At 57.0% G+C, this 18,153-nt stretch carries 17 protein-coding genes; 15 read left to right on the forward strand and 2 right to left on the reverse strand.

Translation table 11 applies throughout. The features are described from left to right. Positions 1-155: 155 nt before the first annotated feature. From BDD14_RS34910 to BDD14_RS30020, 5 genes are read left to right on the forward strand one after another with little or no spacing between them, the layout of a single operon-like run. Entirely contained in the window at positions 156-449 is a 294-nt protein-coding gene (locus BDD14_RS34910; RefSeq protein ID WP_423201828.1) for a DnaJ domain-containing protein, read from the forward strand. Next, complete coding sequence (locus tag BDD14_RS30005; RefSeq protein ID WP_130425046.1) at positions 430-1,632, forward strand: HesA/MoeB/ThiF family protein; 1,203 nt, start codon at positions 430-432, stop codon at positions 1,630-1,632. Before BDD14_RS34910 ends, BDD14_RS30005 begins: the two co-directional genes overlap by 20 nt. A gap of 2 nt (positions 1,633-1,634) precedes the next feature. After that, on the forward strand, positions 1,635-1,889 hold the full coding sequence (locus BDD14_RS30010; RefSeq protein ID WP_130425048.1) for a ubiquitin-like domain-containing protein: 255 nt from the start codon (positions 1,635-1,637) through the stop codon (positions 1,887-1,889). A gap of 4 nt (positions 1,890-1,893) precedes the next feature. After that, positions 1,894-2,388: a ubiquitin-conjugating enzyme family protein gene (locus BDD14_RS30015; protein ID WP_130425050.1), complete on the forward strand. Its 495-nt coding sequence runs from the start codon at positions 1,894-1,896 to the stop codon at positions 2,386-2,388. Further along, positions 2,381-2,911 (forward strand): Mov34/MPN/PAD-1 family protein, encoded by a 531-nt coding sequence (locus tag BDD14_RS30020; protein ID WP_165420421.1) that lies wholly within the window; start codon positions 2,381-2,383, stop codon positions 2,909-2,911. Before BDD14_RS30015 ends, BDD14_RS30020 begins: the two co-directional genes overlap by 8 nt. Here the strand turns inward: BDD14_RS30020 and BDD14_RS30025 are convergent. Beyond that, complete coding sequence (locus BDD14_RS30025) at positions 2,885-3,319, reverse strand: hypothetical protein (protein WP_130425054.1); 435 nt, start codon at positions 3,317-3,319, stop codon at positions 2,885-2,887. The genes BDD14_RS30020 and BDD14_RS30025 overlap by 27 nt on opposite strands. 192 nt (positions 3,320-3,511) lie before the next feature. Here BDD14_RS30025 and BDD14_RS30030 point away from each other — a divergent pair, with 192 nt between their 5' ends. The 10 genes from BDD14_RS30030 (at position 3,512) to tssF (ending at position 16,332) form a co-directional block, all read left to right on the forward strand. Continuing rightward, positions 3,512-3,979 carry a hypothetical protein gene (locus BDD14_RS30030; RefSeq protein ID WP_130425056.1) on the forward strand — a complete coding sequence of 156 codons (468 nt, stop codon included), beginning with the start codon at positions 3,512-3,514 and terminating at the stop codon, positions 3,977-3,979. Between the two features lie 23 nt (positions 3,980-4,002). After that, positions 4,003-5,382 (forward strand): type VI secretion system baseplate subunit TssK, encoded by a 1,380-nt coding sequence (gene tssK, locus BDD14_RS30035; protein WP_130425058.1) that lies wholly within the window; start codon positions 4,003-4,005, stop codon positions 5,380-5,382. Positions 5,383-5,476: 94 nt separating this feature from the next. Next, the gene (locus BDD14_RS30040) at positions 5,477-6,187 is read left to right on the forward strand and encodes a DotU family type IV/VI secretion system protein (protein WP_165420422.1); all 711 of its coding nucleotides are present in this window, start codon (positions 5,477-5,479) and stop codon (positions 6,185-6,187) included. Beyond that, positions 6,184-10,389 carry a type VI secretion system protein gene (locus tag BDD14_RS30045; RefSeq protein ID WP_130425062.1) on the forward strand — a complete coding sequence of 1,402 codons (4,206 nt, stop codon included), beginning with the start codon at positions 6,184-6,186 and terminating at the stop codon, positions 10,387-10,389. The genes BDD14_RS30040 and BDD14_RS30045 overlap by 4 nt, the downstream gene beginning before the upstream one ends. After that, entirely contained in the window at positions 10,386-11,531 is a 1,146-nt protein-coding gene (locus BDD14_RS30050) for a type VI secretion system protein TssA (RefSeq protein WP_130425064.1), read from the forward strand. Before BDD14_RS30045 ends, BDD14_RS30050 begins: the two co-directional genes overlap by 4 nt. A gap of 15 nt (positions 11,532-11,546) precedes the next feature. Beyond that, positions 11,547-12,059, forward strand: a complete 513-nt coding sequence (tssB, locus tag BDD14_RS30055) for a type VI secretion system contractile sheath small subunit (protein ID WP_130425066.1) — start codon at positions 11,547-11,549, stop codon at positions 12,057-12,059. Beyond that, positions 12,052-13,524 carry a type VI secretion system contractile sheath large subunit gene (gene tssC / locus BDD14_RS30060; RefSeq protein WP_130425068.1) on the forward strand — a complete coding sequence of 491 codons (1,473 nt, stop codon included), beginning with the start codon at positions 12,052-12,054 and terminating at the stop codon, positions 13,522-13,524. Before tssB ends, tssC begins: the two co-directional genes overlap by 8 nt. Positions 13,525-13,608: 84 nt before the next feature. Next, positions 13,609-14,091 carry an Hcp family type VI secretion system effector gene (locus BDD14_RS30065; RefSeq protein WP_130425070.1) on the forward strand — a complete coding sequence of 161 codons (483 nt, stop codon included), beginning with the start codon at positions 13,609-13,611 and terminating at the stop codon, positions 14,089-14,091. After that, positions 14,088-14,588, forward strand: coding sequence for a type VI secretion system baseplate subunit TssE (gene tssE / locus BDD14_RS30070; RefSeq protein ID WP_165420423.1), 501 nt, complete (start codon positions 14,088-14,090; stop codon positions 14,586-14,588). Before BDD14_RS30065 ends, tssE begins: the two co-directional genes overlap by 4 nt. Further along, positions 14,581-16,332 carry a type VI secretion system baseplate subunit TssF gene (gene tssF, locus BDD14_RS30075; RefSeq protein ID WP_242618398.1) on the forward strand — a complete coding sequence of 584 codons (1,752 nt, stop codon included), beginning with the start codon at positions 14,581-14,583 and terminating at the stop codon, positions 16,330-16,332. Before tssE ends, tssF begins: the two co-directional genes overlap by 8 nt. A gap of 169 nt (positions 16,333-16,501) precedes the next feature. On the opposite strand, the gene BDD14_RS30080 is transcribed toward tssF, so the two are convergent. Then, entirely contained in the window at positions 16,502-18,115 is a 1,614-nt protein-coding gene (locus BDD14_RS30080) for a hypothetical protein (protein ID WP_130425076.1), read from the reverse strand. Positions 18,116-18,153 lie beyond the last annotated feature (38 nt).

An 18,153-nucleotide genomic window follows, 5' to 3' on the forward strand; every position in this document is an offset into this window, starting at 1 on the left:
AAAGCTGTCAATAAAAAGCGTAAACTTCATGAGTTCTGTTGCATTACGAGCATGTCGTAGTCTGGAGTCGTGTTCGCCACGCGTACATTGGATGCTACTAGGCACGATCCTTGTTTTGACACAAACTGATTGCATTACCTGAAGGTGTCGTCGTGGTGACTTGGCGAGAGATTAAACAATCCACGCTCCCTGAGCCAGATCAAATCCTTTGGCGAGAGACAACCGGTTCATCTTCGTCCGATTACTACGAGGATCTCCACATCACGCGTGACGCTTCACCCATCGAAATTAAGACCGCTTATCGCAGGCTTGCATTGAAGTATCATCCGGATCTCAACCGCCCTTCTGCGATGGAGTTGGCAGCAACTCGAATGAGGCACTTGAATCTCGCTTATCAGGTACTCAGTTCCCCGGATCGGCGTAAGGCCTATGATCGCTCAATCGCCTGAGCCGGTAACATCTTTCCGTCCAATTGCCAGTAACGAGCGCTTCAGCAGGCAAAGCCAAATACACGGATGGTCGCAGGAGGTGCTCTCCCGAGCAAAATTGCTCGTCGCAGGTTGTGGGGCTCTCGGGAACGAGACACTCAAGAATCTTGCCCTGCTGGGTATCGGAACCGTGGGAATGATCGACTTCGATTCAATCGAAGTGATTAATTTGTCGCGCTCCGTCCTCTTTCGCAAGACCGATGTGGGACAGCCAAAGGCACACGTTGCTGCATCACGTCTGGCCGAAATTCACCCCGAGATGCAAGTTACTCCAATGCACCTGGATCTCACATCGGAGTTGGGCGCGGGCACGATTTCCGATTACGATCTCGTCCTCGGCTGCTTGGACAATATCGAGGCTCGTTGGCACCTTAATCGACTCTGCCATGCAGCAAGTGTTCCCTGGATCGACGCCGGGATAGAAGCTTCCGCGGGACAGATCGCTTACTTCGATGCTCTTAATGGCCCTTGCTACGAGTGCAGCATGTCCTCCTCTATGTGGCAGCGACTCAATGAAAGGCGCTCGTGCCTGCTACCCGCTCAGCAGCGGGCCGTTCCGCGTAACATCGCAACCACATCCATCATCAGCTCGCTCGTTGCAGCCTTGCAGGTACAGGAAGCCGTGTCGCAGCTGCACCATCGCTTCGCTCCACCCCAAACCCAGTCAAAGTGGTCCGTTCTCCGAAGCGGCGATCGCATCACAACGAGGCTCGCGCCTTACTCGATCTCCGTACTGCATAGCCGGCGAAATGATGTATGTCTTGCGCATCACGACACTTCGATTGCAATCTTTGACCTCGAAGTGTCACCAAGCCAGATTTCGGTCGAACAGATTTTGACATACACGAATATGGATGCGGTCGAACTTGACTGGGATATCGCGATCGCCCTCGAGTGTCCAACCTGTGGGACAAATCCCGTCTGCCTTCCATCGTTTCGGGTCGTTGCCTCCGATCTGAATTGTCCGGTTTGTTGTGATCCGCGTCGGCCGGAGTGGCAGAGTCGCATCACTCGTGGATCCAGGCTCGCGACTCGAACTCTTGCCGACCTCGGAATTCCGCCGCGCTCCTACCTCTCACTCGTTACTAACAATGAACATCGCCTCCATTGCCGTCTTCAGAAGACGAATAGGATGAGAGCCTGAGTATGACCGTGGACACCATCACCATCACGATAAGCCTCTACGACGGCAGCCGTCGTGCCGAGGTGACCCTTCCCATCAGTATGTCGGTCGGAGATCTCATGGACCAGTGTTCGCGGCGCTGGTCGCTCCCGCATGCCACCTTTGTCTTCCGGCTCATCGGCTCCGATGAGCTCCTGCTCGAAGGCGAGTCTCTGCGGCTTGCCGGCGTTCGCGATGGTGCCGAACTCCAGATCTATCCCATCCTAGAAGGTGGCTAATCCTATGCATCCCGTTCGCCGTCGACGTCTTTTGAGCGATTTCGCCGCCGTTCAGCGGCTTGCTACAGCGTCCGAAGGTCGCATCGTTGTGCAGTCCGCTTCAGGTGATCCGCCTGATTCCTATGTCCTGGGCTTTCATTGCCGAAGCCTTTCCGAGCTGAGTCCCCGCGGTCCAGTCTTCACCGATCATCATCATGTCAAGCTGCAATGCCTGGCCGCTTATCCCGCACAACCGCCGTATGCCACTATGCTAACCCCTGTCGTGCACCCGCACATTTGGCCTAACCGCGTCCTATGCCTGGGCTCATGGAAGCCACATGAGAAACTCGACAGCCTTGTCCAGCGTATTGGCTCCATCCTCTGCTACGACCCGACCGCAATCAACTGGCGCAGCGTAGCCGACGACGATGCCGCCGCCTGGGCTCGTACCCATCAGAACCTGTTCCCTCTCGACCATCCCTTCCCTTCCGTCGCTACGCTCACCTGCGATCATGTCTGATAAGCCCGAACGTGACGCCATCCAATGGCGAGAACTTCCTGGCTTCTCTTCTGCCGCGACCGATCTCCCATCCGTTCCGATCGTAAAAGTTGCTCAGGCTGTCCTGAGATCCGTTCAAGACCACCTGAATGGGGATATCACGATCGAACGGATGGGCTTACTCCTCGGGTATGTCGAGCAGCAAGTCGGCGCACCGCTCATCGTCAACATCCTGGCCTCGCATCCGCTTCACTCACTATCTGCATCTTCCACCCATGTCGCCATGCTCCGCGATCAGTGGCCATCCGCATGGCGCCACTTCACCCCCGTCAAGCCAGATATACAACTCCTAGGCTGGTATCACAGCCACCCAGGGCACGGTATCTTTCTCTCCACAACAGACCTCAACACCCAAGCCCTGTGGTTTCGCCAGCAATGGCATGTCGCGCTTGTCTACGATCCGATCTCCTCTACCCTTGGTGCGTTCTGTGGTCCGCAAGGTTGCAGAACACCAATCCTAGCGACAGACTCCAACGATCGGTAAAAAAATCATTACAGATCCGCAATGGACGCACCGTCCCGAAAGATTCTCCGCAATCCACTCGACGCTCTCCTGTCGGTACCCTACCCCGCACCTACAGGTGTGAATCTCCTCACCCATGGAAAATGGAACCCCGTCGATCGGGTCGGCATAAATATCTTCATTGCTCGCCTGATCCAGCAACGAAAGGACCATAGATGGTTCTTCAGCATTCACTTTTGCGAAACGCTCCTGCTGGACCGCCGTCTGAGGTGCGTTCGCAGGCTCGACCAACACTGTTGCAAAATCGGTGATTGTGTCATCTTCATTCGAAGCGCCAGCTCGAGCCTGTGCCGTTCGCACGATTCGCATTGCGAACCATAGCGCCAGTACCAGCAACAACAGATCGACTGCCAGCATCACCGAAATCACACTATCACCTGATTTAGGCAGTAGCCTCAGAGACGCTTCCCCGATCGGCGGGCGAAGCGATCTACATTACCATTCTCATCATGTTCCGCTGCGCTATTGCACACAAGTACCGATGTGGTATCTCCCCTAATTGTTGTATTCCTCCAAATTGACGGCCTCATAGGGCCGGACTATAGTCAGGTTCGATCAATCATGCGTCGCTCTCGCCTCTTCTTCACGCTCGTGGGCCTGTTCTGTGGCGCGTGCGTCGTGGGATGTTCTTCAATCAGGAAGGTGAGCCACCTGAGCGGACAGATCACTCTGGATGCTATGGTCGCCCCCGACGCCAATCAGAACATGCCCGTAGCGGTCGATCTCCTCATCGTCGACGATAAAAAAACTCTTGCTGAAGTCTCAGCATTCACCGCCCAGGCCTGGTTCGACAAACGGACGACATACCTCCGTATGCATCCGACCACCGTGCACGTATCTTCGTGGGAGTGGATCCCCGGCCAGCAGTTGGCATCAATCAAAATTCCTCAAACTGCAGTCGCCGATGGCATCCTTCTCTTCGCCAATTACTCTACTGCTGGTGACCACAACGCCGTTCTTCCCAAGAACGGTACTATACGCATCGAGTTCGGTCCAAAGGACTTCAAGATCCTTTCCAATTCAAACTGAACATTCACAGGAGCACTCCGCACGTGTCGCAACAGACGCCCCTCAGCACGATCCCTGACGCTATCCTCTGGCATGAAGGCATGCTCCTGCGCCCAGAGCACTTCGAGCAGATGACCTCGCGACAGGAGTTGCTTCTCCAGCATCATGCATCCTCTGCCCCATTCGCCTGGGGTATCTCCCGCATGCTCGTTGACGAGGCAGCACTGTTGCATGGACGCTTTTCTTTGCTCCAACTCGACGCCCGCATGCCCGACGGCCTCATCATCCACCTCTCACGGGCCGACGATCCCGACCAGAGCTCGCAACCCTCAATCGATCTGGCCGCCCTGAACGTGAGCTTCCAGCAGCAGCCTTTCCTGGTTTACCTCGCCGTCGTCGCGCTCCAGCCCGGCGTCTTGGCCGCGTCCGATCTTCGCGCTGTTGCCGTTGCTTCTGCGGACGAAGTGCTCCGTCAAGGAGGAGCCTCGTTGCCCGAGGAGGGCGAAGAGGAAGAGCATCTTCCCATTCCGCGGCTTCGTCCCCGTTTCCATCTCATCGCCTCACAACAGGGCATCTCATCCAAGTACATCAGCATGCCTATCGCAAGGCTAGGTCTCCGCAACGGCGTCTGGGTCCTAGACGAGCAGTACATTCCACCCGCCGATCGAGTGATCTCCGATTCGCCTCTCGCCCGAGGCTGTGCAGAGACCATTCGCCGGGTGCGCGAACTCGCGATCTTCACCCATGATCGTTTTCGAGCCATGTCGGCCAAAGAGCGCGGAGAGCGACAGCACGAACTAACCACTGTGCGCAGCCTCGTTGCTTCCCTTCCTCACTGCGAAGCACTCCTAGCAGCTGGCTGTGTTCATCCCTTCTCGCTCTATCTCGACTTCTGCTCGCTCGCAGGACACATTTCCGGACTCTCTGCGCAACCCATTCCACCCACCTTTCGCCCCTACAACCACAACGATCCTGCCCTCAGCTTCGCCGAACTGGACCTCTACATCAACCAGGTGCTCGCCGAGGGCGACTTGCGACAGTATCTAGGCGTCCCTCTCACTTTTAGCCAGAACGTTTTTTCCGTTCACTTCACGCCGGAGTGGTCCGGTCGCCGCCTCATCCTCGCCCTCCGAGCCTCCGGCAATAACGACGCCGGAGCAGTCGCCTGGTGCGACAGCGCTCTGATAGGCTCACGGAAGTTCCAACAGGGTATGCGCGAACGCCGCGTGCTCGGTGCCGAACGCACTCGCCTTAGCTCCGAACCTGGTCTCTTTGCTGGATCTGGAGTGATCCTCTATCACATTCACGAAAACCACGATTATCTTATGCCAGGTGAGCCTCTCGATCTGGCCACTGCCACCTCAATACTCCCAACCGATATTCCGGTGGAGATAACGCTATATATTCGGCAGATCTCAAACTAATCCTTCCTTCCAGAGCAATAAGGCCTTGAGATCCATGTACTCGATTGAAAATTCCGTGCTTCTCATGCAGTTTCGCCAGTTTTGTAGCGAACTCATGCGCTTGAAAGCACTGGTCGAGAAGTCGTACCCCGTGGACGACGCTCGGCCTATAACTCCCAACGCCGCGCTCGACTCACACATCGACGAGGTCCGTCAAAGCCTACTTACCCTGCTCGAACAGCAGGCACAGCGCACCAGCGACATTGGTGGAACCATTGGCTTCGGCATCTTTCGCGAGGCCGAGTACGTTATGGCCACACTGGCCGACGAGACCCTCCTCAACGCACGGTGGTCTGGCCGCGAACAATGGTCCCTCCTGGAAGAGGAGTTGTTCCATTCCCACGCCTCCGGCGATCTCTTCTTCAGTAAGCTGGATCGCCTTCTCACCAGCGGCTCCGCCACCAACGACCTGGCCATGATCTACTTCCAGGCGCTTGCTCTCGACTTCAAAGGACGTTACCGCAACTCCGATCCCCGCCGCCAGATCGACCGTTATCGCCGACAGCTCTTTCTCAAAATCTACGGTCAGCCCGTTAGCGAACTTAAGCCCCAACCGGTCTTTCTCCAGACCTACGAGTCGACCGTCATCGAAGATGAGACTCGTCACATCCCCAGCTCTCACCTCTGGTGGTTCGTAGTCGCAGGAGTGCTTGCCGTGTGGATCGTCGCCTCCAGCCTGCTCTGGGTCGATCTCGAAGCCGGCATCTCCGCTCGCGTCGAACGGATTCAGGCCGCGGCGCGAACCTCGGGAGCGACCACCCGATGATGACGGCATTCATCCTCGCCACACCCGGGGTCATCCCCCTTCTCTGGGGCTGCCTCGTCCTGCTGCTTCTCTTCCTCCTTGTGCTCATCATCTATATTGGATGGCGCGCCCGGAGAGCTGCAGCCCCTAGACCGGCGCTGAGCGCCGACCCGACTGCCTCGGCCACTGCTGACTCCGATGACGTTACCCCTGCGTTGGCTTCGGAGCTCCCCGCGGCCTTCTCCGGCGCAATCGACATTCTGCGCGCCCGTGCGCACGGCCAGGACATTCGTTACACGCTGCCCTGGTTCCTCCTGCTCGGCCCAGCTGGTGCGGGTAAGAGTAGCCTTATCTCTGACTCCAGCCTCTCTAACCAAGTCGACGAACAGATACAACTCGAACATAGCGCTGGCTTCACCTGGAGTTTCTTTGATAGCGGAATCGTAATTGATGTCGGAGGCTGGGCTCTGTCCTCCGGAGTCGAATCCGCCTCCGCGTGGCGTCGTCTGCTTCGTCTCTTCCTCAATCATCGCCCTGCTCGTCCCCTCGACGGCATTCTCCTCGCCATACCTGCCAGCGATCTGACTGGCCCCAAAGCTCTCTCTCACGCAGCTCTGGTTGAACGTGGAGCTCTCATTCAGCAGCGCTTGAAGCAGATTACTCAAACGCTGTCCTTTCAGCTCCCGATCTACATCATTCTCACCAAATGCGATGCTATCCCCGGCTTTAGCGAGTTCACCGCAGAACTTATACCGGAGGAGCTGCAACAGATCTTCGGCTGGTCCAAGCCCCAGAATGACTCCATCGCGTTTCACCCGGAGTGGGTCGATGAGGGCATCGACTCCATGCGAGTCTCTCTCGAGCGCAAGCAGGGAGAACTATTCGCCCTCAACGAGCCTGGCCCTGGCCGCGATGCCATGTTCTTCTTTCCTGGCGAACTGTTCAGCCTGAGCCCCAACCTGCGTCTTCTACTAAGCCGTGCCATGCGTGGCAACGACCATACCCCACCACCTCTGCTTCGCGGTATCTACTGCTGCGGCTCGATGGACTTTCAGCCACCCGCCTCCACGGCCAGTCCCCATCTCATACCGGTCTCCGTGCCCGTCGGCGTTCACGGACGCGATACATCCAATAGCCAACCAGCGAATTATTCCTGGGCTGCACACCAGATTGAATCCTGGTTGCGGTCCGACCTGCAGATTGCTTTCGTCCAAGACCTCTTCCTGAAAAGGATCTTCGCTGAAAAGGGTCTCGCCACCCCTCTTGCCAGGCACTTCGCCAGTCGTGACCACACACGCACGATCCTGCAAATCGTTAGCGCGACCATCGCGGCCGTCCTGACTATCGGCACGGCCTTTGCCTATCACCGCCTCAGTGTCGATCAGCAGCATCTCGTTCCTCTGCTTGATACCATCCAGACCGATCTTCAGATTCCCCCTCGCATGGGGGACGATGCATTCACGACCGGACGGCACGCCGGAGCCGAAACCTTGATCCACGCCATGGCCGGCTTCAAGACCGAAGGATTCCGCTCCGTCTTTATCCCGGCCTCTTGGTTCAACGACGTCAATACTTCCATCCGCTTGGCGATGATCCCTGCTTTCCGCGTCCTGATACTCGAGCGCTTCCATCAGGGCCTCGAAGCTCGAATGCGTCAACTCTCTGATCCCTATCGCCTTCCTCTGCCGAATATCCCCGGCATCTCCCCAAATCACATTGCGCCCCCGACAGAATCCCTTAGTCAGATTCCCGAATACCTGCAGATGCAGGCCTTCATCCAGCAAACGTCACAGCTGCAGCAGTTCGTCTCCATCTACGACAAGCTCAGCAAACACGACTCCGGATTGCCGGTTAGCTCGATCATCGATCTGGACGGATACCTTCAGCATCGACGCTCCGCGGTCTCCGACAGCGAGGTATCCAATCCCTACTTCAATCAGGCCGTTCACGATGCTGACTGGATTCCTCTTTACTTCGACGACGAGACACGCCGTAAGCTTTCCGTCAAAGGCTTAAGTCTCGCTCAAAACCTATGTGATGCCTGGATCGAACATAATCCAACACGCACGGTCTCAGAACAGCTGGCCGGTCATATCAAGACGCTCTCTCTCCCCTCCCGGCACTCCTATCAGGAGCTGTCTGAGACCCGTGCCTCTTTCTCTTCCACTATCCGCACATACAACGCACCTGACCTGCAGTGGGCAGGAGCTGAAGATTTCATCATGCCGGCCAGTCTGGCTGCCGTGACCGTCATTCCATTTGCCAACAATGCGCTCTTCACCTCCACGCTCCGCGATGAAGCGTCCGCGTACGCCACCGAAAGTTTTGCCCGATTTGCATCCGCAACAGATGAGATAGCCACGTCCCTTACCGGCAACCTCGTAGAAGTGGACGATGGCAAGCTGGGGCTGAGCGATGACGCGCAAAAGATGCAGGTAGCACTTGAAAATCTCATGAGCCTAAGTTTTATGTCGAACTACACGTACGCTGGCGATTCCCTCTCCAACCCGTCCCCGCCGCGCTCGTTCACGTGGAACAAATCCTCGCTTGAAGCCGCTGCCACCCTTCCTTCAATTTACCAGCGCTATCTCAACGAAGATCTCGATCAGGCGCCCGTGTCTCTCCGTTCAGCCTTCAGTCGCATCGCCTCTGAACAACTCTCGCATACGCTAGAACTCGCACTCGACCAGGCCATGCAGCCGGCTCGCCCTATAGGCAACAGCGCTCGTTTTTCCGACCTCAATCAACGTGCGCAGGCTTTCGCCGACGTGGCCGGAACCATCACCTCTTTGGCCGCCGTCCTTCAGCAATCTAACCTACACGCTCCGTTGGTCCAGCTTACTCAGTCTTCGGTCAACGAGGCGGGCGACCTTTTGCTCGCCTTCGACCGGACCCTCGATGCAGAACGGCCTTATGGCGTCTCCACCGATGCCTTCAGGCGCTGGACGGCCGATGGCAAACCCTCCGCGCAGATCTTCGATGCTTCTACCCCCGACGCCATCGACGCCTACTTGGCAGCCCAACGTAACACCGTTGAAGAACTGACTGCCTCCGCCGCTCCCTTGGTTGACTTTCTCCGCTCAAGTCGTGTTTCTCTTCCTCCGCGCATCAGCCGAGTACTCTCCCGTTGGCAAGGGCTGATCAGTGCCGTCGACCATTACAAAGCAAAGCGTCCAGGCAACTCTCTACAACTCCTCGAGGACTTCATTGCCACAGGCGCCGACAAGTTCGCGGCGTCGCGGTCCTGTGATGCAGGCCGCTTTTCTACTGCACGTCAGACCGACTACTTCTCGCTCGAAAATGCGCAGTTCCGTAGCGCGCTCGTTCTCCGCTGCCAGGCCATCTACTCCGAAAGCTTCAACCGCAGCTACAGCCAGCTTGCAGCCCGCTTTAACCGTGATCTCGCTGGTCGCTTCCCCTTCGCGACGCTCGAGTCCTCAAGCCTGCTTGAGGCAGATCCCGAGTTCGTAGCCGGTGTCTTCGGCCAGCATGACGCCTTCGGCGATCTCCTGTCCACCACCGCGGATACCCCCCTTGAAGCCCACATCTTTCTCTCTGAGTTACAGGCCACGCGTCCTTGGTTCACCACTCTGCTCAGCACCGCAACCTCCGGACAACCACCCTCGCTCGACATCCTGCCCGCGTTTCGGGTCAACCGCGAGCAGGAGATTGCCGGCAACCAAATCATCGACTGGTCCCTTCAGGTTGGCGCCGACGTTATCCACGCCTCCGATGCCGAGCGCAAACTTCATTGGAACGTGGGTGACCCAGTGCGGCTTTCTCTCCGTTGGGCTAAGGACGCGCCCTATCTGCCGGCCCCTGCATCCAGTCAACCACATTCAGGGTATGACCTTATTGTCTTCGGCGACACCATCACATACGCATTCAAGGATAGCTGGTCACTACTCCGTATGATTCGCACCTTTGCTCCGTCCATGAGAAAGAACGACAGGCCTAATTCAACCGAGCCGTTTACATTGGCTCTTTCAATCCCGGAAATACCCGCCTCTGCCAACAGTGCAAGATTGCAACCCGTTGCCACCAGCCGTGCTCTGGTCTTCCTTCGCCTCCTCCTCTCCACCCCGGGAGAGAAACAAAATATACAGAGTGACTTCTTTCCCGTAGCCGCTCCCTCTCTTACTCCTCCAACCACATTGAGCGGAAACAGCTTCTCCTCACCGTCAGGAGCGACGTTGAATCGACAGGGGGGAAATGGGCGATGACGAATCTTATCTACGACCGTGAACTTCTGATGCGGCCCATTACCCCTGACGCCCCTGCTGGCGAGTCGCTCCGTTACGACCCTGTCTACGACAGAATCTCCACCGCCCGCCGGCAGGAGGCCGCACTATCGCAGGGAGTCTGGCAGCGCGCCACGCAGCAGGCTGACTGGAACCTTGTCGAAGAACTGTGTCGTAGTGCTCTTGCCACGCGTTCCAAGGACCTGCAGATTGCTGTATGGCTTGCCGAAGCCTGGTTATACCTTTTTGGTCTGCCTGGTTTTATCAGCGGATGCAGTCTTATCGAAGACCTGCACGAACTCTACCTCGTAGAGTTGATCCCATCATCCGAGTCGGCCCGGCAGGCTCTCGAAGGCGGCACTCCTCTCCCTCTCGACAGTGCCGACCCAGCGATTGAACACCGTCTTAACATCCTGCAGTGGATGAACGACAAGTTCTCGATAGCAATTAAACTTCGTCCTCTCACTGCGCCCATCGAGGGCGCCGAAGTTCCGGCGGTCTCTCTCGCCGATATCGAAACAGCGCAGCATAGCCAACGGGCTGCGCGACGCCAGGGGACTCCACATGACGTCCCCTCCGGGGATGCTCATCTTGCTCGGAGCATCCAACTTACTCCGCCTGAATTTATCGCCCAGACGTGGAACGAGCTCCAGCACGCAATCGAGAGCATCGACCAGCTCGGCTCCGCGCTGGACCGCTACTACGGCCCCGCGTCTAGTAGCCTCCTCCGCATTCGGTCAGTACTCCACGAGATGTCCGTGGCAATAGCTTCGGCCGTTCCTGAAATCGATCCACAACCACACGAGGAGACCATTACCTCGCTTGAAACCGGCAGTGACCTACTGCCTGCCGTTCACAAGCCGTCAGCGTCAGTGAACTTTGACAGCGGTGCAAGCATTCAAACTCGCGAAGAGGCCTACGAGGCCCTCGTCCAAATCGCCAATTTTCTCGCTCGCCTCGAGCCGCACAGCCCGGTCCCCTATCTCCTCCATCGCGCCATCGCCTGGGGAGGCATGAGCCTGAAGGAGCTTCTCCCGGAGCTGTTGCACGACCAAGCTGCATTGAAAGATGTAGGGCATCTGCTTCGTTTTGAGGGAGCCGACGCACATTCGATCGACAAATAGCCCACGGAGGAAGTCATGGCAGAAAGTACGCAACATAAGCTCGACCGCGTTCGACCCCCCAGAGTTCAGATCACCTACGACGTTGAAATTGGCGGAGCCATTCAGAAAAAGGAACTGCCTTTAGTCGTTGGCATCATGTCTGATCTCACCGGCGCAACCGTCAACGCTGTCCCACTCAAAGATCGCAAATTTGTCGAAATCGACCGCGACAACTTTAACGAGGTCATGAAGTCTCTTGCCCCAACGGCCTCCATCTCGGTGGCAAATCACATCGACAAGAATGCCTCTTCGCTGCCCGTCTCGCTCAGCTTCCAGACTATCGAGGATTTCACCCCTGCCAATCTGGTCGAGCAGGTCGAAGGTCTTCGCAAGCTCCTCGCGTCGCGCCGTCGCCTTAACGATCTCCTTGCCAAGCTCGACGGCAACGACGCATTGAACTCCGTCCTGCTCGACGTTGTTGCCAAACCGGAAGAACTGAAGCAGCTCAAAGCCAGCAACACAGCCGAAGAGGAGGTCACCAATGGCTAACACGCCCGAAACCGATACCACTACTGTTCCGGTCACCGTCATGGATCGGGTCATTGACCAGGGCCGCATCATCCGCGACGATTCACAGCGTCCCTACGCCATGACCCTCGTGTCCGAGTATGCTACCCAGGTGCTCGATGAGGGCATGACTGTCAACAAGCAAAGCGCCCTTGCCGGTATCAAACAGCGCATCGCCGAGATCGACCAGACCGTCAGCGATCAGCTCAACGCCATCATGCACTCCGAAGCCTTCCAGGCGCTGGAGGCAGCATGGCGCGGCCTGCACTATCTCGTCATGAACTCCGAGACCGGCACCATGCTTAAGCTGCGCCTGCTCAGCGCCTCAAAGAAAGAACTCCTCGCCGATCTCGAAAAGGCCACCGAGTTCGATCAAAGCGCGCTCTTCAAGAAGATCTACGAAGAGGAGTACGGCACCTTCGGAGGCAACCCCTTCAGCGTTCTCGTTGGCGACTACCACTTCGGTCGCAGCCCACAGGACGTCGCCATGCTGGAGCAAATCTCGCACGTCGCTGCAGCCGCCCATGCCCCCTTCCTCACCGCCGCCAACCCCGCACTGTTCGATATGGACAGCTTCACTGAGCTCTCGGTCCCTCGCGATCTGGCGAAACAGTTTGAGTCCACCGAACTCATCAAGTGGCGCTCCTTCCGCGACTCCGAAGACTCGCGCTACGTTACTCTCACCCTTCCCCGCGTTCTGCTTCGGCTACCGTACGGTCCTAAAACCGTACCTGTCGACGAGTTCGATTTCGTAGAGGACGTCGACGGGAAGGACCACAGCAAATATCTATGGGGAAACTCTGCGTACGCACTCGCCCAGCGCATCACAGATGCCTTCGCCAAGTACAAGTGGTGCGCCGCCATTCGCGGCGTCGAAGGTGGCGGGCTGATTGAAGGGCTTCCCGCACACGTATTCGAGACGGATGACGGGGACCTCGCACTTAAGTGTCCTACGGAGATCTCAATTACCGACCGTCGCGAAAATGAACTGAACAACCTCGGCTTCCTCGCCATTTGTCACCGCAAGAACAGCGATCAGGCAGCCTTCTTCGGCGGCCAGACGACAAACAAACCCAAGGTTTACAACACCAGCGAGGCTAACGCGAACGCGCGCATCTCCAGCATGCTTCCCTACATCCTTGCATCCTCACGCTTCGCCCATTACCTCAAGGTCATCATGCGCGATAAGATTGGCAGCTTTATGACCAAAGAAAACGTCCAGAAGTACCTCAACACATGGCTCTCCGACTACATCCTCCTCAACGACAACGCACCTCAGAACGTCAAAGCCGCCTACCCGCTCCGCGAGGGTCGTGTAGACGTCTTCGACATCCCCGGAAAACCGGGCAGCTACACTGCGGTCGTTTTCCTCAAGCCTCACTTCCAGCTCGACGAACTGACCGTCTCTATCCGTCTGGTCGCTGAGCTTCCAGCTCCCGCAGCCTAGCTCACCCATTAGCCGACCTTGCTTCGTAAAGCGGGTCGGCGTCCCCACCATTTGCAAATCAATGCTTGATCATTAGGAGCATCCATGGACGTACTCATTCTCGACTGCGGCACCATCAACGGCGAATGCACCCTCACCGACTTTGCCCAAAAGATCGAAATCCTCTCATATAGCCACGGTGTCGCCCAGCAGATCACCGGAGACCAAAGCAACCAGAAACGTACCTCAGGCAAGCCAAACCACCAGGATTTTACCATCACCAAATACCTCGATCTGGCCACCGCCAGCCTGATCAACTGCTGCAACCAGGCCACAATCCTGCCCACCGTCAAGCTCATCATCGGCCAAAACGAGGGCGGCAAGGTCAACCAGTACATGAGCTACACCCTGACCAATGCTCTGGTCTCTTCTGTCTCAGTCGGCGGCGGCGGCGGCGGCAAACCGCAGGAGACCGTAACGTTCAACTACACCTCCATCAGCTGGGACTACAAGGTTCAGACTGCTGACGCGGGTGACAAGGGAGTGGGTGGCGCCAAGTGGAATCTCGCCACCAACGCGACCGCTTGAGCATCCAGCCAAAACCCGTTCTAGGCCTCCGGGTACCGCTCTTCGACCGTCTGGTCGACAGCACCCCGGAGGTGCAGAACGAACATAATCCTCTCCGTATCTATAGCAAGGCAGCGCTCTTTGACTCCATCGCGCGCGATCTCAGCCGCCTGCTCAACACTCGGAGCAACCGACCCGCAAACACCGTTCACCTCACCGTGCTCGACTATGGCATTCCCGACTTCTCCCATATCTCTGCCGACGACGAACTCGCCCAACGGCCTTTCGTCGAAACGATCCGCCAAGCCATTCAACACTTTGAACCTCGTCTCGAAGAGGTCACAATTGCCTTCGTGCGCGAACCTCGCAACTCGCTCCAGCTCTTGGCTTCCATCTCCGGCAAAGTCCGCCTTGGCAACCACACCGAACCGATCACCTTCTCTGTCCTTCGCCAAGGTAGTCACGGAGAAGTAGAAGTCATTGCTCCCGAGATTCTTCCCTTTGACCCACATGGATGACCGCTTTGCAGCCCTCGCCGCTTTTCGCGAGGAGCTCGATTACCTCCGTATCGCTGGCCAGAACTTCGCCCGCCAGCACCCCAAGATCGCCGAGCGCCTCGAACTCTCACGCGACGGCTCCTCTGACTCACACGTCGAGCGCCTCATCGAGTCCTTCGCCTTCCTCACGTCCCGCATCCAACGTCGCCTGGACAGCGAATTCTCCGAATTTACTACCGCCCTTCTGGGTCTGCTCTATCCCAACCTGGTCAATCCTGTCCCACCGATGACGATCGCCCGTATCGTCATCGACCCTGCTCGCGGCAAGCTGACCACTGGCTACACCGTCCCGCGCCATGCGGAATTCTTCGCCCAAACAACTAACGGTCTCACCTGCCGCTTCCGCACCTCCTACCCAACAACGCTTTGGCCCTTGCAGGTCGTCGAAGCAGATTTCGTCCCAAAGGCCCGATACGACTTCCTCGACGCCAGCGCTCAAACCTCCAGCGTTCTGCGTCTCCGTCTCGAATCCCGCGGCGCTACCTTCTCCGACCTCGAACTCTCCAGCCTGCGCTTCCATCTCAACGGAGCCAGCTATATCACAGGCACACTCTACCAACTGCTCTTTCGCCACTGCACTGGTATCGTCCTACACGACCGGATCACCAACCGATTCGTCTCCCTTCCGCTCTCTAACCTCAAACCCGTAGGTTTCGGCCCAGACGACGACGTTATCCCGAATCCCGAGCAGTCCCATCCTGCTTACCGCGTCCTTCAGGAGTATTTCTGGCTTCCCGAAAAGTTCCTCTTCTTTGATCTCTCTGGCCTCAATCGCAATCCCTCTATCGTTGACCTAGACATCTTCTTACTTTTCGACACCACGCCTCGCCACAACATTCCGGTGACACTCGACACCTTCTCCCTTGGCTGCACCCCAGTCGTCAACCTCTTTCGGCGAACCAGCGAACCCATCCGCCTCGATCACACTCGTACCGACTACCGCATTGTTCCCGATGCTCGCCGCGATCCTACCACCGAGGTCCACTCAATCATCGCTGTCTCCTCCACCTCCGATCCGGCAGACGATAGCCGACGCCTGCGCCCCTTCTACAGCACCGCAGGCAGTACCTCCGCCGGAGATTCCTTCTGGTACGCGCGCCGTATCCTCACCGAGCGCGCCGGTCTCTCTGGAACCGACGTGCTGCTCTCCTTCGTCGATCTCGCTTTCAATCCAAACCTTCCACCTGCCGAAACGGTCTTTGCCCATCTACTCTGCACCAACCGCAACCTCGCCTCGCAGTTGCCTGAGAACGCCCGTCTGCAGACCGAGGAGCCCGGGCCGATCTCCTACATCCATTGCCTATTCAAGCCAACTCCCAGTGGCTACCCTCCGCTAGGCGGGTCTAGCCGTTGGGCACTCATCTCGAATCTCAGCCTCAACCAATTGTCTCTCTCAAACGACCCCGCCTCCCTCGAAGCCTTCAAGAAGATCCTCTCCCTCTACAGCCTCTCCAACTCTCCCGCCACCCAGCGCCAGATCGACAGCATCGAAAAAATGACCGTCCGTAAGGTAACCCGCCGCCGTGACACTCACCCCTGGAAGAGCTTCCAACAGGGCCACGAGGTCACACTCCACTTTGCCTCAGAATCATTGGCAGAGAGCATGCATCTCTTCGGGACTGTGCTGCAGGAGATTCTCAGCCTTTATGCAGGCATCAACTCCTTCGTTATCGCCCGAACCAGTGGAGAAGAGCGCCTACGCTAAGAATGTTTCTTATTAGTTAAAGAGAGACCACCGGATGTCGTTCCGCTCATAGCAAAGCCTGGGCATCAACTCATAGAGGACGCACCACAACAATCAATCGACAGCCGAGCCCCTCATTTGCGAAAGTGTCGACAAATAGGCAAGAGCAAGCTGGCTAATTCGGGGCCATTTAGCCATAGATATTCGTCCCGACCTTTGAATTCAGCACGTACGCAAGGTTAACGCCCTTGGTTAAGCCGCTCTTCAGCTTTCCGGTTCCATCTCGAAATGGATTTGCTCCGTAGGCCGTGTAAAAACCGACCCACGGCTCGCGCCAGCGCTCGAACAACTTGTTTTCGCATTTGCTGGAGCTGACGAACGTACCGCCCTTCTTCGTTATCATTGCCCATGCAGCCCACCAGCACTCGGCGCAATGTGCAATATCGCTCCCCACGGCCAAGTTCACATCATGCGGCGTGTGTCCGTTTAAATGAGAAAAGATCGCATGCTGAATGTATTCGTTAACCTCGGCATGCGCATTGCTGGCTAGCAACGTGGGTCTAACCTTTCCGATCTTCCCCACCATCGCCTTAGTATTACTTGGAAACGAATACTCCATTCCCGTAACCGGAGGCTCCCACAGCTTCACAACGCTTTGCTTGGCCTTCGCGACATACCCCGTCGCTCCGTTCTGCATCACGTTGAGCGTCATATCTCCTTGAGAGTATGAAACTGCAAAGACCCGCGACCCCGAAAAAGGAATGTGCTTCCCTTTGAACTCATCCCCCAGATCCATCGCCCAGTCGTCTACTGCTTCCGCCAAATCATTATCGACTCTGATGCTCGGCGGTTCGATGTCATCAGGGTCGTGCACAAAGTCTGAAAAATGCTTGAAGCCTTCAAATTCGAAGGTCTTGGCGTCTCCGATCAACTCCTTCGCCCGCTTGTAACGACTCCCATGTGTGGTGCACTGTAAGTCATTCTGCAACTTATCCAGCAGCTTCACAGCGGTCGCCGAACCGGTACTTGGACCGACGATCGCACCGCCTTTGAGTTGAACCTTTGCTTGAATCAGGCCGAGACGCGACTGCACAGCAAATGGCGGTAACTGTCGCGCAACTACTGCGTGCTTACCCTGTACCGGCGCCGCCGCGACGGGACGATACATTAGCGGAGCGCCCATCCTATCCTGTATAGGGCTGCTTGGATTTATCTGCACCGAACCTGCACGTCGATCCCTTCCCATTGCTGGCTGGAAGACGGATGGAGCTTTCATCTTCCCCTGCAATGGCAATGTTGTTTGCGGTCGATAAACAGGCGGAGCCCCATAGGCTCGCATCGTGTTGCCGATGGCCTGCAAAGCCGATTCGCTGGGTTGCCCGGTTTGGAATGCCTGCAGCTTCGCCTGCCTATGCGCGCCCTTCATAATCTGATCATGCGTAAAAAACTGATCGACCGGCAATCCTGCCTGCTCCGCATGGTCTGCATCCGGCCGATAGTTCCCGCTGCCATTGCTCCACCAGTCCAGCTTCCCGTTATTGAAGTAAGCCTCGCCCGCATACAACACCGGCCGCCCCTCTGCCAACACTGGATGCCGAAACCGCTGGTGCATCAGCGTCTCGCCGCTGGTCAGCTTCACAAACGTGAACCTGGCGTTCGGCACATACTGCCCGTGCTCTTTGCCCCGTCGCATCCGGTAGTTATCTGCAAAACTGCTAAGGGAGAAGATCTGATCGCGATCCACCGGGACTGCCGCCGAAGGGTTCAGGTTCGGATAAACGCGAGCCTGTCCAATTAGCCCCAACTGAAATGATCCTCTCAAAGCAAATAGGGAAAGTCTGC

Origin of the sequence: Edaphobacter modestus, from assembly GCF_004217555.1 — a bacterium.
GTDB classification, from domain to species: Bacteria; Acidobacteriota; Terriglobia; order Terriglobales; family Acidobacteriaceae; genus Edaphobacter; species Edaphobacter modestus.

Coding starts and splice junctions, on each gene's coding strand:
- BDD14_RS30050 (WP_130425064.1), top strand. CDS start 10,386: ATGACGAATCTTATCTACGACCGTGAACTTCTGATGCGGCCCATTACC.
- BDD14_RS30020 (WP_165420421.1), top strand. CDS start 2,381: ATGTCTGATAAGCCCGAACGTGACGCCATCCAATGGCGAGAACTTCCT.
- BDD14_RS30065 (WP_130425070.1), top strand. CDS start 13,609: ATGGACGTACTCATTCTCGACTGCGGCACCATCAACGGCGAATGCACC.
- tssB (WP_130425066.1), top strand. CDS start 11,547: ATGGCAGAAAGTACGCAACATAAGCTCGACCGCGTTCGACCCCCCAGA.
- BDD14_RS30045 (WP_130425062.1), top strand. CDS start 6,184: ATGATGACGGCATTCATCCTCGCCACACCCGGGGTCATCCCCCTTCTC.
- BDD14_RS30030 (WP_130425056.1), top strand. CDS start 3,512: ATGCGTCGCTCTCGCCTCTTCTTCACGCTCGTGGGCCTGTTCTGTGGC.
- BDD14_RS30040 (WP_165420422.1), top strand. CDS start 5,477: ATGCGCTTGAAAGCACTGGTCGAGAAGTCGTACCCCGTGGACGACGCT.
- BDD14_RS30015 (WP_130425050.1), top strand. CDS start 1,894: ATGCATCCCGTTCGCCGTCGACGTCTTTTGAGCGATTTCGCCGCCGTT.
- tssF (WP_242618398.1), top strand. CDS start 14,581: ATGGATGACCGCTTTGCAGCCCTCGCCGCTTTTCGCGAGGAGCTCGAT.
- tssC (WP_130425068.1), top strand. CDS start 12,052: ATGGCTAACACGCCCGAAACCGATACCACTACTGTTCCGGTCACCGTC.
- BDD14_RS30005 (WP_130425046.1), top strand. CDS start 430: ATGATCGCTCAATCGCCTGAGCCGGTAACATCTTTCCGTCCAATTGCC.
- BDD14_RS30010 (WP_130425048.1), top strand. CDS start 1,635: ATGACCGTGGACACCATCACCATCACGATAAGCCTCTACGACGGCAGC.